We start from the raw sequence: 16,890 nt of genomic DNA on the forward strand, positions 1-16,890 counted from the left end.
ATTCTTGCATTAAAGATTTTATAGTAAAGATCCTTTATGCTGCCGCTTTGCGGGCGAACCCGCTTTCATCCGTAACACTACAAATGAAATAAACAGGCAGTATTAACGGACTATTTTTTCGGTTTTTCTTTTTTAGTACCGTATTTAGAACGGCTCTTTTTACGATCTTTCACACCAGCGGTATCCAGGCTACCACGAACGATATGATAACGTACACCGGGTAAGTCTTTAACACGACCACCACGGATTAACACGATTGAGTGTTCCTGCAGGTTGTGACCTTCACCAGGGATATAAGCGATAACTTCCACTTTGTTTGTCAAACGCACTTTGGCAACTTTACGCAAAGCTGAGTTAGGCTTTTTAGGAGTAGTTGTATACACCCTTGTACAAACGCCGCGACGTTGCGGACAAGCATCCAAAGCCCTTGATTTGCTTTTTGCCTTGATGATCTCACGACCTTTTCTTACTAATTGCTGTATTGTAGGCATTATGAACCGATTAAAATTTTGGGACGGCAAAGGTAGCACTGGCTGCAACAAATTCCAAAAAAATATAAAAAAACCTGTCTTTTCCTGAAAAATTTAATGTCTGCCGGTTTATCAACCAACACTTTGCGCGAATGTTCAAAAATAAGTTTTCTTCCGGGATTTATCCCCGATTTTATATAATGATCTGTTTTTCAATCTAAAAAGTATCCCGCGGGCGAACGCCCGCGGGATACTTGCAGGTATTGCCGGCGCCCGGCAATTATTTTTAATAATGCAGCACTTTTAGCTCGGTTCGCCTGTTCAGGGCCCTTCCGTCGGGGTTGTCGGCACCATTCGGTTTGGTATTGGGCGCTATGGGGCAGCACTCGCCAAATCCCTTGCTGTGAATACGGGCTTCCTCTATTTTGGCTGTTTTAACCAGGTAATCCACGCACGACTGTGCCCTGGCGGCAGACAGTTTCAGGTTGTACTGGTCGGTTCCCTTGCTGTCGGTATGGGCACTCATTTCAATTTCCATATTGGGATACATGCGCATTACAGCAGCCAGGGTATCAAGCACCGGGTACGATTCGGGCCGCAGGGTGGATTTATTAAAATCATAGAAGATATTTTTCATTACCACCGGCCGGTTAACCGGGTAAGGCTTGGCGGTATCTTCATGATTCAGGCATAAAGTGGGGCTGATCAGCGTATCCATTCCCAACTCTTCCCCCGGATTGGTCAGCATTACATAACCGGTAAGATAGTGGTTTTTGGTAGCCACTACCTTCAGTGGCCGCACATCTTCCAGCTCGAAAGTGTAGCTGCCGGTTGCATCGATGCTCTGGGTATAAATGATCTTGTTCTGCACGGTATCTACCACGTTAACGCTCGCGCCTACCAGCGGTGCCTGGGTAGCACAGTCCAACACTTTGCCGCTCACTTCGCGGTTAGGCCTGCGCAGGTTAAACAATTCGAGACAGCACACCGAACTCCTGTCTGAGCTGAAATAGGCGTCTTTCAGCAGGTATTTGGTATCGTGGCTGGTGAAATAAATATCGTCTTTGGTGGAATTTACGGGGAAACCGAGATTTCTGGGTTCTTCCCAGGAAGAGAAATCGCCTTTACTGGCAAACAGATCGTACCCGCCCATACCTACCCTTCCATTGCTGGAGAAGACCAGGGTTTGGGTACCCTCGTGATAGTAGGGTGCATTTTCATCATCCCGGGTATTGATGGTTGTGCCCATATTAACCGGCGCGCCGGGATTGCCCGATGCGTCGAGGGTACAGTACCATAAATCATATTTGCCGGCGCCCCCGGGCCTGTCAGAGGCAAATATGAGGTACTTGCCATCTGAGGTAACAAAGGGCTGTTCTGTGCTGTAGCCCTGTACATTGATCAGGGCGCTGAGTTTTTCAGGCTCAGCCCATTCGGTACCGTTCCAGGTGCTGCTGTACAGGGCGCCGATGTTACGGCCATCCTGCGTTACCCAGCGGGTGAGGAACATTTTTTTACCGTCGTACGAAAGGGTCGCTACACCCTGCTGCGTTTCGCGGGTGTCTTTCACTTTTACCTTTTCTACAGTACCCATAATGGTATCGCGAACAATCAGTGTTTTATACAGGGAATTAACATAGGGATTTTTATTGGCGCCCTTCACTTTTGCGCTGTCGGGCCGCGACGAAGTAAACATGAGCGTAGTGTTATTGGCCCAGATGGGTGCATAGTTGGCGCCACCCTGGTTAATAAAACTGTTCAGCCTGCGCATCTTGTATTTATTCTTGCTTTTGCTGGCAAACTGTTCCTGGATAAACCGGCAGTTGGCCAGTTCTTTCCGGGCTTTGTCGGCGTAGTCATCGTTTTGCTTGTATTCTGTTAAAAAACGGTTCAGTTCTTTTTCGGCTTCTGCATATTTGGTATCGGCACGCAGGCATACCCCGTACCAGTACCTGGCCAGCGGCACACCGGTTGAATCGCGTTTCAGTGCTTCTTCATACCAGTGACCTGCGCTGCTGAAATCGTTGTACAGGCGGTAGGATTCTGCAAGACGGTAAATAACAGCTGTATTGTCGCCTATTTCTTTTTTGGAAGTAGGCTTCGCTTTTTTCTGGTGAAAGGTATAGGGCAGAAATTGCGAGCTCCCAAGGTTAATCTGCCTTGCAGTAAGGTATTTTTCATAATACTGTGCAGCAGTATAGTAATCGCCTTTTTCAAAATAGATGTCGGCTGTGCGCTTAAAATCCACCACGTACTGCGCGCTTGCGGGCAGTACGCAACCAATAAGCAATGCGAGCATCAGATACTGGACTGTTGGTTTCAATTTTATAGGTTTCATATGTGTACATTCAGTAAAGCGGCCTGTGGTTGAATACATAACGCGGCGCAGCTGCCTGCCGTAACAGCAATGGGCTACAGGCGCGGGCATACAAAGTTTTCCTGCGGAAACTGCCTGGGTTTGCGGCCGATGAAAGAAATCGATATTTCAAACGAGTGGGTAGAACCTGCCAGCGAACCAAGTTTGGTAGTGCTGATATCATAGTTCATGCCCAGCTGCAGGTTCTGGTAACGAAAGCCCACATACGGCGCCACTGCATCGTGAAAACGCACATCGCAGCCGAGGAACAGATCGGTAAATGTATTGGCCTTGATAGCACTGTACAAACCTACAGATGAGGCATCTGCACCACCCTGGCGCATGTACAGGAAGTTGGGCGACAGGCTGATATTGTCAGACACTGCGATACGCAAGCCGCCATGTATATCCCAGCGGATGGGTAGTTTTTGTTTCTCTTTACTTTCAGACAGGAACGGATCATCAGGGCGTGTTAAATGAAAAGCAGAGCCACCGATATAGGCATTGACCTTTTTGTTGGGGTCGCCATCATAAAACACTGCACCCGCACCTGCATCAAAATGCGAATAATTGGAATTGGTGATCACCTCGCTGGTGGGGTTATTGGGATTGTACCCTGTTACCGGGTTCCATTGGTCACCAAACTGCAGCTTGGAAGGATCGATACGCCTGTTCAGCAAACCGGCCTGTATACCCAGCGACAAACGCTGGTAACCCTGCGAGCCGAAGCGGATACCGGTGTAAGCAAAACTTGCATAGGCGTTCAGGTAATTGTAACCGCCGTTACCTGCAGTCTGGTTCATGATATTCAAACCGAGGTTCATGTTTTTATCAGTGGCAAACTCACCTGAAGCACCTACTGATGAATAGCCGCTGCCGATATTACTCCATTGGTTACGGTAGTTGGCCGATACCCTGTAGTCACCATCCATAACGCCTGCCAGCGCCGGGTTTAACCACAACGGGTAGGCAAAGTATTGCGTAAAATGCGGGTCAACCTGGGCACTCACGTGGGAAGCTGACAGGATACAGCACAATGACAGTATCCAGGATGTTGCAATTTTTTTCATAGTATTATCTTATTAAGTTGACGTCACCTTTTTTGCTGATAGTGGTACCGTTGTTGAGTTTGATTTTCACAACATAGATGTACACACCAACAGGTTCTATCTGGCCATTGCCTCTGCCATCCCATCCCCGTGTATCAGATGAATGGTATACTTCGGAGCCAAACTGGGTGAAAATGTAGAGTTCAAAGCTGGCAATATTGTTACCGTATGGTTTGAAATAGTCGTTTTTACCATCGCTGTTCGGTGTAAATGAGTTTGGCATAAACACATCATCACCCAGCGGGTTGGCAGCTGTGCCTTTCAGCGGCGTTGCCCACACACCTGTTTCACAATCGGTATTGCCCAATGCACGCACGGTGAGGTAAACAGACTGGTTAGGCTGCAAACCGCTGATGGTATGGGTTAACCCGTTGGGCCCTGAGCTGGGCTGTGTGAAAGTGGCACCGCTGTCTGTTGATACCTGGTAGCCTGTTGCACCCGGTACTGCTGTCCACGCGAATATTACTGAAGTAGCCGTAGTACCCGCAACGCTGATCACAGGCACTGGCAATGGTTTTCTTACCGTAACGGCAGCTTGTGCCACTGCACTGTTGCAACCGTTGCTGTTGTTGGCCACCACATAGAAAGAAGTATCTGAAGTAATAGCACCCGTAGTAAAGCTGCTGCCCGACGCAATAACAGTACCGCCGGCCGCAGATGCGTACCAGCTATACCCTGTGGCACCCGGACTGCTGGCTGTTAACGTAACCGTTGAACCCGGACAAACAATGGGCGAACTGTTGCTCACTACCGGTGTTGCAAGCGCAGGAACAATATTTACATTCACCGAAGCACGCGCCACGCTGGCACAACCATTCGGATTCACAGCTTCTACATAGTACACCGTATTGCCGGTTACAGCAGTAACAGCGTAGTTAGGCCCGGTGTACAAAGGTGTGCCACCCATGGCCACATTGTACCAGTTATACGTATAACCAGACTGCGGATTTTCCACCTGAACCAGTGCACCTGCATTTGCACAGGTATTCACATCAGCAGCTGCAACAGCAGGTACGGCAGGCGGCGGCGTAACAGTGATCTGTGCTTCTGTTCTTGCAGAACGGCAACCGCTGTTTACGCTGGCCTCAACATAGTAACTGGCAGCCGCTGTAATAGCACCTGTGGTAAAACTGCTGCCACTGGACAGCAGGTTGCCGCCTGCAGCCGCATCGTACCAGTTGTAGGTGATACCTGTTTGCGGGTTGCTGACATTTAACACAGTAGGAGCACCTGTGCACACACTGGTTCCACCTGCAGCAACCACCGGTTGTGCCGGCTGGCTCACTACGGTTATGGTACCGCTGGTGCGCGATGCACTGGGGCAGGTACCATTGTATGCTTCAACAAAATAAGTAGCAGTTGCCGTTAAGCCCGGTATAGTTAACGAAGAGCCTGTACCCACCAGGTTACCGCCGCTGGCAGCATCGTACCAGTTATAGGTTAACCCTGACTGGGCATTACTTACGCTAAGGGTACCGGCCTGTTGTACACAGGTAACAGATCCGCCATCTGCTACAACAGGTATATCCGGTCTTGGAGAAACAGTGATGGTAACCTGTGAGCGGGTATCGCTCTGGCAGGCGCCATTCACGGCTTCAGCATAATAAGTTGTGTTGGCAGTAAGTGCAGGTGTAGTTACCTGCGTACCTGAGAATACCAGGTTGCCGCCGGTTGCAGCATCGTACCAGTTATAGGTATAACCTGCCTGCGGTGCGCTGATAGCAAGGGCCGCAGTTGCGTCACTGCACACACTGGTATTGTTGCCCGAAGCAATAACAGGCGCACCTGGTTTAGTGGTCACCGTGATGGCCACCGCAGTGCGTGCACTGCCTGTGCATCCGGCAGCACTTACTGCTTCTGCATAGTAAGTCACATCGGCATTTAATACACCCGTGGTGATACTGGCACCGGTATACACCTGGTTGCCGCCAACCGGCGCATCATACCAGTTGTAAACAACGCCCGGCTGCGCATTGCTGATCTGCAGGCTGGCAGTAGTGCCGCTACATACAGTAAGCGTGCTGCCTGAAGCGATTACCGGTACAGCAGGGAGCGGGTTCACAGTAACGTCAACCGAAGTACGTGCAGATGCTGTACAGGTACCGTTTCCTGCTTCTGCATAATAGGTCACATTTGCAGTGAGCGGCAGGGTGGTGAATGAAGACCCTTCACCTACCACATTGCCGCCGCTGGCTGCATCGTACCAGGTATAAATAACGCCGGCCTGTACATTGGAGACTGTCAGCGCAGCTGTTTTACCCGAGCACACGCTTACAGGCGTATTGACAATAACAGGCGCATCCGGCCTTGTATTCACTGTTACAGTAACCTGTGTGCGGGTAGCCGCAGCGCAGGCACCATTAACCGGTTCTACATAATAGGTTACACTGGTTGTTAACGGACCGGTTGTAATGCTGGTTCCGGAGAACAGCGGCGTACCGCCGGTTGCTACATCGTACCAGTTATAAGTAATGCCGGGCTGCGGCAGCAAAATACCCAGCGTAGCTGTGCTGTTTGCACACACCGTGGTATTACCGGTTACTATTGGCGGCAGCGGCACAGCATTTACTGTTACCGTAACACTTGCGCGTGCACCGCTGATACAGCCGCTTTCGCCAACTGCTTCAACATAATAGGTGGTAGTTTGCATTAACGGACCAGTTGCAAAAGTGCTGCCTGTTGCAACCATATTACCGCCTGTAGCTGCATCGTACCAATTGTATACAACGCCATTGCCTGGGTTAGCCACGCTAAGTGTAGCGCTGCTGTTGGCGCAGATGGACGTGGTGCTGCCCGTTGCAATTACCGGTATATTGGGTACCTGGTTTACTGTAACCGTTGCCACAGTGCGTGTACTGCTGATACATCCGCTGCCATTGGCAGCTTCTACATAATAAGTGGCACTGGCTGTTAATGCCGGTGTTGTAAAGTTTTCACCGGTGTACAACAATGTACCGCTGGTGGCGGCATCATACCATTTATACACCGTGCCTGCTGCCGGGGTCTGTATGCTCAGTGTTACGGCTGAGCCTGCGCAGGTGCTTACATTGGCATTGGCCAATACAGGAGAAACAGGTAATGCATTTACCGTAACGTTCACGGCAGTGCGGCTGCTGCTCACACAACCTGTAGCTGAAGACACGGCTTCAACATAATAGGTAGCATTAGCAGTTAACGGACCTGTTGTAACCTGTTCACCAACCAGCACAGCTGTTCCGCCGGTTGCAGTAGTATACCAGTTATAGATGGTGCCTGCGGCAGGGTTCTGCACAGCCAGCGAGGCCGCAGTACCTGAACATACTGCAACTGCATTGCTGATAACAGCAGGCGGCGGCAACAGCGGGTTTACATTTACAGTTACCATGGTGCGTGCACCGGCACTGCACTGACTTGCATTTATGGCTTCAACATAATAAGTAGTGGTATCCGTTAATACAGGAGTAACAAATGAAGACCCGGTGGCGATAATACTTCCGCCGTTTGCTACATTGTACCAGTTGTATGTAACCGCAGGATCGGGATTGCTGATGGCAAGTGTAACACTGCCCGAACAGATAACAGTATTGTTGTTAGCCACCACAGGTGTTACCGGCAGGGCGTTCACGGTTACATTTACCGCTGTGCGTGTGAGACTGAAACAACCCGTACCGTTTACGGCTTCTACATAATAAGTGGCGTTTGCAGTAAGCGCACCGGTAACAAACACACTCGTATCTGCAGCAACAGGTGTACCACCGGTTGCTGTGGTGTACCAATTATAGGTAACAGATGCGTCGGCATTAGCCACTTGCAGGGTAGCTGCCTGACCACTACATACAGCCACATTGGCTGTAACTACCGGTGGCGCAGTTGGTGCAGGATTAATGAGCACGGTTACAGGCACCCTGTTCGGGTTGTAACAACCATTTACATTACGTACTGCCTGTGCGTAGTAAACAGTATTGGCAGTAAGTACGGGTGTTGTAAACACAGTACCATCTGTATTGGCACCCGGCAATGCAGTACCACCCACAGGAGCAGCATACCATTCTACATGCGCACCTGCCGAAACAGTAGCATTTAAGGTAGCAGTTGTTCCGCTACAGATGGTAACGCTTGGCACTGTCACTACAGGTTGCGCAACCTGGCGGCTTGCATAGTAAATATTCACAGAACCGGCTACAGTAGCAAGGCCTGTTAATTCTACCTGTACCCTGTCGAATATGCTGGCAGGTTTGTATTTCACCAGGAATTTATTTCCGGCCGGCACTACAGATACACGGATGATTGCATTGTCTGTAACATTCAGCTGGTCATTATTATCTGTTGCACCGTTAAAAGTGTGCAGGTAAATATTAGAGAGCACGCCCAGTGACAGCAGGTTCTGCGGCACTTCAAGCAGAATGGCAAGGGAATCACCTGTATTGCTTGGCGTTGGGAAGATGAGCGTTTGTTCATATCCACCGCCCAGTCCCGCAGTAACATTAATGGTAGAGAATGTGGTACTGTCCGTATCCACAGCCCCGCCCGGATTGCTTACACCACACAGCAGGCACACGCCGATATTGGTAGAAGATTCAGAAGTGGCAACATCACAACTAAGGTTAACACCAGGGTTTACGGTTATGGTTACCGGGGTTCTGGCGCTCACACATCCGCCGGTATTGGATACCGCTTCCACATAGTAGGTAGTAGTAGCGCTGATGCCACCTGCCGGACTATAAGTGCCGCCCGTAAACACAGGCACGCCGCCTGATGGCTGCAGGTACCAGTTGTACGACACATTGGGCGTAACAGAGGTAGCAGTCATAGACAGTGGATCGCCGGGATTGACGGCGGCACTTGACGGTGTTACTGCTACGGTTGGCGCAGCAGGGGCTGGTATTACGGTTATCGCAACGGCTGTTCTCGGACTTACACAATTGGTACCATTCACTGCTTCTACATAATAAGCAGTATCTGCAGTTACCACAGGTGATGTGAAATTGGCGCCTGTAGCCACAAGTACACCACCGGTAGCAGCACTGTACCAGTTATAGGTTACTCCGCTTTGCGGATTTTGTATGCTTAAAGTTGCTGCACTGTTGGCGCAGGCATTTGCGCTGTTACCATTCACCACTACCGGCGGTGGTAACTGGCTGTTTACAGTAACATGAACAGGTGTACGGCTGCTGCTTACGCAACCACCCGCATTGGAAGCCTGTACATAGAAAGTAGTATCGTTATTTAAAGCACCGGTAGTAAACGATGCACCGGTAGCAACGGCTGTACCGCCTGTTGCTGTAGTGTACCAGGTATAGGTAAAGCTGTTGTCAGGATTCTGCACACCGGCAGTAGCTGTATTGCCCGCGCAGGTACTTAAAGTGCTGTTGGTTACTGCAGGCGCAGCCGGAGCAGCCCCCACACTTACCTGTACCGGTGTACGGTTTGCAGCTGCACAACCTGTAGCACTTACCGATTCAACATAATAGGTTGTTGTGCTGTCCAGTGCCGGTGTCTGGAAATTGCTTCCCACAAACAATGGAGATCCGCCGCTTGCCTGTGTATACCATTTGAAAGTTGTGTTGGGGCTGCCGGTAACACTGAGCGCAACCGCCTGTCCCTGGCATACGGCAGGACTATTGACAGAAGGCACGGCTGCGGGTTTAATACGCTGCGCATAGTTTACCTGTACGGTGTTGATTAGCCCTGCAAGACCAGAATTAAGCCGCACCTGTACTTTATCAAAAGCCTGCTGCGGCACAAATTTGATGATGGCTGTATTTCCACCGAAGAGCAGGTTTACAGTAATCGCTGCACCACTGCCCACCGTAGTTAGATCGTTGTTGAATGTGGCGCCATTAAAGCTGCCCACTTGTAAACCACCCAATGCGCTTACATTGGCAATAGATGCAGGAGATGTAATGCTGATGAGTACCGTATCACCCGCATCACCGGCAAACGGGAAGCCCAGCGTTTGCTGCACATAACTGCCGGCCAAACCGGCAACAATTGCCAGTGTAGAACCGGTGGTAGTATCATTGTCTATCGCCAGTAACGGATTGAACACGCCGCAACCAACGCAAATCAACCCGGCACTAACCCCATTGGTTTGCGTAGTAGCCGCATCACATGGTACAGGATTACCATTGCTTCCTGCAACAGTTACCGGAACCACCAGCCGCGTTGCCAGTACACAATTACCCGGAGTTACCGCTTCGAGGTAGTAAGTGGTTGATACCGTTAATGCAGGCGTATTAAATGTAGGCCCTGTAAACACCGGCGTTCCGCCTGTAGCCTGTGCATACCAGTTAAACACGGTTCCGGTGGTAGAAGAAGTAGCCGTAAAGCTCGCACTCTGCCCTACGCCAATGGTGGCAGCAGTAGGGTTTACTGCAACATCGGCAGCAGGTGCATTTACATTAACAGTAACCGCAGTGCGCGTTTGACTTGAACAACCACTGTTTACTGCCTCAACATAGTAAGTAGTAGTTGTGGCTGGTTTTGCGATAAGGGTGTCGCCGGTATATATTGGCTGACCACCGGTTGCAGCGCTGTACCATTTGAAGATAACACCGGCCGGTGCAGTGGGATACAACTTAACAGAATCACCCGGACAAATAGTTGCGCTGGTAACATTGGGTGTTGGTGCTGCCGGTATGGCGTTGGGCACAATATTTACCGGTGTACGGTTGGGATTTATACAACCATAACGTGATGCTTCAATATATAAAGTAGTATTGGCAGTAACAGGCGGCGTTGTGTAACTATTGCCTGTAAATACCGGCGTACCGCCGCTTGCAACGGTGTACCAGTTAATGGTTGCATTGGTTGGAATAATGACATTCAGCGTTGCAGATGAGCCGTTACATACGTTTATTACATTCTGGCTGCTATAGGAAACTGCGGCATCATATACCCGCAGGTTACCGGCCACTGCCGCTACACCGTCAATACGTACCACTGCGCCATTGAATGCATGATTGGCTGCAACCGTTATTTTAAATTTGTTACCACCGCCCAGCAATTGCAGGCGAACGGTATTGGCATTTAAACGGATAGGATTACCATTGGGTGTATTATTGGTATAGGTCTCCAGTTCAAGTCCACCCAATACATTGGCACCAATCAGCTGGCCGGGAATTTCCAGGTCGAGCTGTATGCTGTCGCCTGCATTAAAGCTGCCAGGAAATTTGAGAAGCTGCCCAACTGTTGAGGCAACACCCAGCGTTGAAGTAATAGTTGAATAAGTAGTTGTATCACCATCAACCGCGAGCACCGGGTTGCCTACCGCACACAAGGCACAGAGCACTCCGGTATAAACAGGACTTTGCTGATCATTTGCATAGATCAAACCATTACCAGAAGCGAGTTTCGGTGTACCAACATAAGCCTGTACACCATATATCCTCAGCTGACTTAATACATTCAGTCCCTGCAGCGTAACAGCTACGCCGTCGAAAGATTTGGTAACCGGCAACGTAGCCCTGAACAGGTTGCTGCTGCCTGCATTCAGTAACTGCAGGTGCACCACACCGCTGTCGAGTATAATGAAATCGCCGTTGGCATTGTTACCGCTGTAGGTTTGCACACCAATACCTCCCAGCAGGTTGGCATTGATAAGCTGTCCCGGCACCTCGAGCACAAAGCTCATACTATCACCGGGATAAAAAGTATTGCCGAATTTAAACAGCTGGCCATAACCGCCCACACCTACCGAAGTGGTGATGGTAGAATAATTGGTAAGGTCGCTGCCGATGGCATTGTCTCCATCTGCCACATTACACAACAAACAAACACCAAGGCCGGTAACTGATTGCGAAGCAGCATATCCGCACACCACCTCATTTATTACATTGGCTGTAACCAGCGCACGTGCACTGCTGGTGCATCCGCTGTTATTGTTCACAGCTTCTACATAATAGCTGGTAGTAGCACTTAAGGCAGGGGTGGTAAAACTGTTGCCAGTTTGCAATACAGAACCACCGGTAGCTGTGCTGTACCATTTATAGGAAATACTGTCTGCCGGGTTGCTTACCGTAAAAGTGGCCGTTTGCCCCGGGTTGATGTTTACACTGGCATTGGTTAATACCGGTGTTACGGGCAGCGCATTCACCACCACATTCACCTGTGTGCGTGTGGTACTGGTGCAACCGGCCGCATTAATACCCTGGGCATAATAAGTGGTACCGGCAGCAAGCTGTGGCGTGGTAAAGCTGGTACCTGTACCAACAAGATTGCCGCCTGTAGCCGCATCGTACCAGTTATAGGTAACGGCAGTACCGGGCGTTTGAACGGTGAAGGTTGCAGTGCTGCCTGCACAGATCTGAACGGTAGATTGCGCTACCGCAACAGTGCCTGGCAATGTACTTACATCCACGGTTACCGCTGCACGGGTTGGACTGGTGCAGGTACCATTGGAAGCTTCTACATAATAGGTAGTACCTGCTGTGAGTACCGGGGTTGTAAACGACACGCCTGTTTGAACAGGCGCGCCGCCTGCAGGCACAGTATACCAGTTGTAGGTTAAACTGTCAACAGGATTGCTAACCGTTAAAGTAGTGGTTTTGCCTGCACAAACCGTGCTCACAGCCGCCACTACCGGCACGGCAGGTATGGTTTTAACGGCAATATAAACAGGCAGTGTATCAGAAGTATTGGTACAGCCTGTACGCGATGCGGAAGTATAATAAGTAGCAGATGCGCTGAGCGCAGGCGTGGTATAAGCGTTGCCTGTAGTGGCCAGGGTTTTATCCGGGTTGTACCAGTTCACCGTTTCACCGGCAGGAACCGTGGCATTCAACGCAACCGTACCGCCTGTGCAGATAACCGGCGCTACACTGGCCGCAGCCAGTACCGGAACAGGAATAACGCGCTGCACTTCATGAATATTCAGGCTGTTCAAAGCCTGTACTACGCCGCCAAAACGCACCTGAACACGATCGAACACAGCCGTGGGTGCAAAGCTTAACGTGGCCTGGTTGGTAGCGCCGGCCAGTAACCGGAGCGACAGCAAGCCATTGCTGCTGTTAAACACGCCAACACTATCTGCTCCGTTATAGGCCACGATGCTCAGATCGCTGAGAAGATTGGCATCGAGCAGTGCTGCAGGTTGGGAAATACGTACGCGTATTGAATCACCGGCCTGAGATATACCGGGGAAAATAAAGGTTTGCTGCGTATACTCCAAAGCGCCGACCAGCGGGGCCAGCGTGGAGTAAGTGTTTATATTACCATCAATGGCATTGGCCGGATTGGTTACGCCGCTTAAGGCCCCTGCAATACCCAGGGGGTCAACCACGCCATGCAGTTCATCTGCCACACCTGCACAATTTACCGGGCCGGCGGCAGCAGTATTGTAATAAGCATCAAATATTTTTACTGAACCGGACAGTGTAATCACCGAATTAATGGTAAACCGGATACCATTTGAACCCGCCGGTGGTGTAAGAATAATTTCATACTGGTTGGTACCTTTCAGCAGCTGCAGGCCCAGCAGACCGCTGTTGAGCGGAATATCAGCGCCCTGTGCAGTATTGTTGCTGTAAAAACGCAGTACGGAATTACCCAGTAAAGCAAGCAGCGAACCATCCAGCTCTACCTTGAAGTGAACAGGTGTGCCTGCCGGTACATTGGAGGCGAACCGCAGCTGCTGGTAGGCACTGGACAAAAGAAGCGGCGGGGTAATGGTAGAGGCTGTTTGCGGGTTACCGTCTGCGGCCAGCGCGGCATTGGCGATATAGGCCGAATTACCGGTGGTTTGCGTGGTGGCATACACCCGCTGATATTGGGTTTGTGCCGCCAGGTTGTTCACTGCAAATGAACAGCATGCAATGAAAACGCAGGCAATCAGTTTGCGAAAGTTTTTTGAGCGACCAGGGTAAATGTTCATCATAAGCAGTTTTTAACTGAACAAGCGTTATCCAGGCTATTTGAATAAGCAATTTTTTTAATACAAAAAGGCAAATAGATGGGAGTATTGGATGGTATGAGATAGGATGTTTGGATTAAGGGTTCATTAAGAAAAGCCAGAGGGTCATTGTTTTTTAAGCCTGCTTCCATCCTGCACGCTTGGCTTTTTATGAATTTTTAACAAATTTAACCTGATAAACAAATTATAAGTATTCATTATATTCCTTCGATTTGGGCTATTCACTATGTAATCTGTTCGTGTTTTTGTTCATTTCATTCAGAACTGGGTTATTCGGTCGTTATTCAGTTCTTTCACTCTGAACAAGTGCTGTATTACCAATCATTTTTTCCTTAAAAACCCTAGGATTATGAGAATGTTTTTAGACGAGAACCTACTTAAAACACTGGTAGACAAAATTTTAGAACGATTCGGCAAAAAAAACCTCTTACCCGCCGATTGTAAGGTGCTATCGAGCGACATCTATTCAAAGACCGAAAAATCCATCAGTGAAACGACATTGAAACGGCTTTTTGGGTTTGCGAAACGCAGTTTTGACTTTTCCATTTACACACTCGACACACTTGCCACTTATCTTGGGTATGAGAACTGGAACAGCTTTTATGAACTGAACCAGGCACCCAATGAACGCCAGATGCATGGAGGGAACAAGTGGCAGGAACTGCGAATGCTGTGCACAAAACATTCACAGTACACACTTCAGGGACTGAAAAATTCATCCGGTATTCATTTCACCAAAACCATCGAGCGCGAAAAACTGAGCTCCTTTATCCAGAAATTCCTGCTTACCGGCAAATCCATTGCCCCCATCGTTGGCCCTTCGGGCGCAGGCAAGTCTATTGGTCTTGCGCATTCAGCGCTTAAACTGTGGCTGGATGACAAAGCCGTGTACCCGAACGACATTTGCTGTTTTATCAACATTCACCAGATTCACACCATTGCCACCTACAAACATTCTTTGTTTGAATGGTTTAATAAATACCTCGGGCTGTTGTATAATGATATTGCCGTGCTGGAAGCAGAAAAAAACAAGGAAGACAGGCTGGTGCTGATTATCGATGGCTTTGATGACCGCGCCTTTTCATCAGACAAACTGAAGCTGATTTATTCAAACATCATTGAATTTATTAACTACAATAATGAATACAGCTGGATTAAAATCATCCTGTCGCTGCGGCCCACCGCATGGTCAAAGCTGGTGCAGGCCTATTTTAATCCCTCGTTTTTCATGAACCGTATCTTTATTGATGATTCTTACCCGCAGGAAAATTACCAGAACCATACGCTGCCATTCAATTTCTCGGAAATAGAGAAGGTGCTGCAGCTGCACCAGGTAGATAAAAATGATATTGCCTGCTACTCCACCGATTTTATTAACCTCATCAGCTTCCCGCGCTACCTCGATATTTTCTGCACGCTCATCAATACCAATTTCACCCGCAAGCGTTCGCAGGAACAGATTATTTACAAGCTGATTGAAACAGATATCAAACATTATTTCCTGTTTGATGCACATACTTCCACCAAATCGAAGATTATCGAGAAAATGGTGGAACTGAAAGCTTCGCCTTACGGACAGAATAATATTGAACTGAAAGAATGGAGCCTGGTAAAAGATGCACTTACCGCCTCTTCTTTTTGCCAGCTGATTGATGATTACCTCGTAACTGAAGAAAAGGAGTACGGTAACACGGCCTTTCCTATTCCGAAGATTAATTTTACCAACCCGTTCCTCGAGAATTATTTTGTAAGCTGGGTATTGCTGAAAGAACAGCAGTACAATGTAACCAGGCATTTGATAGACAGTATTTACCTGAGCGAGGAATTTTCACACATGAAGCAATCCATTGTGAAATGGTTTTTACTGCACCTGTTGCAATCGTTTAACTTTTCTTCCATTGAAGAAATTTTCTGCGCGCAGCGCATGCCTGAAGAAGACAAGTTTGTGTATTTCGAATTCCTGGTTGAACTCACCGACACAGACAAGCAGCGCAATGAAATACTGGTGCCGCTTGAACGCCAGCATCATTTTATACAGTCATTCTTTGAACAGGGCATTTACTATCACTACTGCGGTGTTGACAAGGAAAAGGTGCTGTACACGCTGGCCCGCATTTGCGACAACAAGATATACAAACACAATTTCCTGTGCCTGCTGTTTGTAAACTCGATGCTGCAGCTGAAAGTGCAGAATGCAGAAATGTACCTGCGTGAATACAGGCAGTTATCGCGTCATGAAAACAATGCGGCCATTACTGTTCAGGAAAAATTGATGGAGTACACGCTTGATTTTGCGCGTTATTCATTTAAAAACGATTCTGTTCAGGCATTGATTGATGAGCTGGCCGCACTGCAACTGACACAGGCGCCATACACAGAACTGAACTACCTGAGCATGTTACTGCTTACCCATGCATTATTGTATACTGAAGATTATGAACGGCTGTACAGCGCATCGGCTATGCTGCAGCAACAGCTGTCTAACGCCGGCGGCAATGCCTATCAGTTCCTGAACAGGAGCCTGCAGCTGCTGCACGAGTATGCATCACTGATGTGCAAAGGATTGCAGCCAGCTACCGAAAAATCGATACTGCAGCTGGTGCACCATAAAAACAACAGCTTCCAGGAGGCAGACAGTATGCTGAACACCTTCTCTGCACTTTTACTGGCGAAACTGCACGAGAAAAAACAAAACAGCAATCTTGCCATCCAGTATGCCAACGAAGTATACAGCGAATCGCAGTTTAACTGTTTGCGCATTTACAAACTGCTGGCCTTTAAAATCCTGAAAGATGCTTATGCGAGCAACAACCTGAGAGAAAAAGTGCTTGAAACAGACGAGAAGATCAAAGAGTTGTTTACGCACAAGTACGATGATAAAATTAACTACGACCTGAAGGAAACGTTTTCCTTTTACCCGAAGAGTAAGTTTTTATAGATCCTGGTGATTAAGTACGATTGTCCCATATCCTCTGTTTTCCGGTTCCCGTTTGCTAGCCAAAAACCAATGCAGTCTTACGATTGCACCACCTGCAACATAAAAAAAGTCCCGATGCGCTGGCACAC

5 protein-coding genes are annotated in these 16,890 nt (G+C 48.8%); 1 reads left to right on the top strand and 4 read right to left on the bottom strand.

Going from position 1 to position 16,890, the window contains the following annotated elements; genetic code table 11:
• Positions 1 to 110: 110 nt before the first annotated feature.
• The 4 genes from rpsL to DXN05_RS21180 form a co-directional block, all read right to left on the bottom strand.
• Positions 111 to 491 carry a 30S ribosomal protein S12 gene (rpsL, locus tag DXN05_RS21165; protein ID WP_116849401.1) on the bottom strand — a complete coding sequence of 127 codons (381 nt, stop codon included), beginning with the start codon at positions 489 to 491 and terminating at the stop codon, positions 111 to 113.
• Positions 492 to 756: 265 nt separating this feature from the next.
• Positions 757 to 2,793, bottom strand: coding sequence for an OmpA family protein (locus DXN05_RS21170; RefSeq protein ID WP_158559380.1), 2,037 nt, complete (start codon positions 2,791 to 2,793; stop codon positions 757 to 759).
• Between the two features lie 89 nt (positions 2,794 to 2,882).
• On the bottom strand, positions 2,883 to 3,896 hold the full coding sequence (locus tag DXN05_RS21175) for a PorP/SprF family type IX secretion system membrane protein (protein WP_116849302.1): 1,014 nt from the start codon (positions 3,894 to 3,896) through the stop codon (positions 2,883 to 2,885).
• 4 nt (positions 3,897 to 3,900) lie between these two features.
• On the bottom strand, positions 3,901 to 13,788 hold the full coding sequence (locus tag DXN05_RS21180; RefSeq protein WP_147314020.1) for an Ig-like domain-containing protein: 9,888 nt from the start codon (positions 13,786 to 13,788) through the stop codon (positions 3,901 to 3,903).
• Between the two features lie 385 nt (positions 13,789 to 14,173).
• Here DXN05_RS21180 and DXN05_RS21185 point away from each other — a divergent pair, with 385 nt between their 5' ends.
• A complete protein-coding gene (locus DXN05_RS21185; protein WP_147314022.1) occupies positions 14,174 to 16,762 on the top strand; it encodes an NACHT domain-containing protein in 2,589 nt (862 codons plus the stop codon).
• Positions 16,763 to 16,890 lie beyond the last annotated feature (128 nt).

This window comes from Deminuibacter soli, assembly GCF_003412455.1.
In the GTDB taxonomy this organism is placed as follows: Bacteria; Bacteroidota; Bacteroidia; order Chitinophagales; family Chitinophagaceae; genus Deminuibacter; species Deminuibacter soli.

What these genes read in the sequence shown, in the direction of transcription:
- DXN05_RS21185 (WP_147314022.1), top strand. Translation starts at nt 14,174, where the DNA reads ATGAGAATGTTTTTAGACGAGAACCTACTTAAAACACTGGTAGACAAA.
- DXN05_RS21180 (WP_147314020.1), bottom strand. Translation starts at nt 13,788, where the DNA reads ATGATGAACATTTACCCTGGTCGCTCAAAAAACTTTCGCAAACTGATT.
- DXN05_RS21175 (WP_116849302.1), bottom strand. Translation starts at nt 3,896, where the DNA reads ATGAAAAAAATTGCAACATCCTGGATACTGTCATTGTGCTGTATCCTG.
- rpsL (WP_116849401.1), bottom strand. Translation starts at nt 491, where the DNA reads ATGCCTACAATACAGCAATTAGTAAGAAAAGGTCGTGAGATCATCAAG.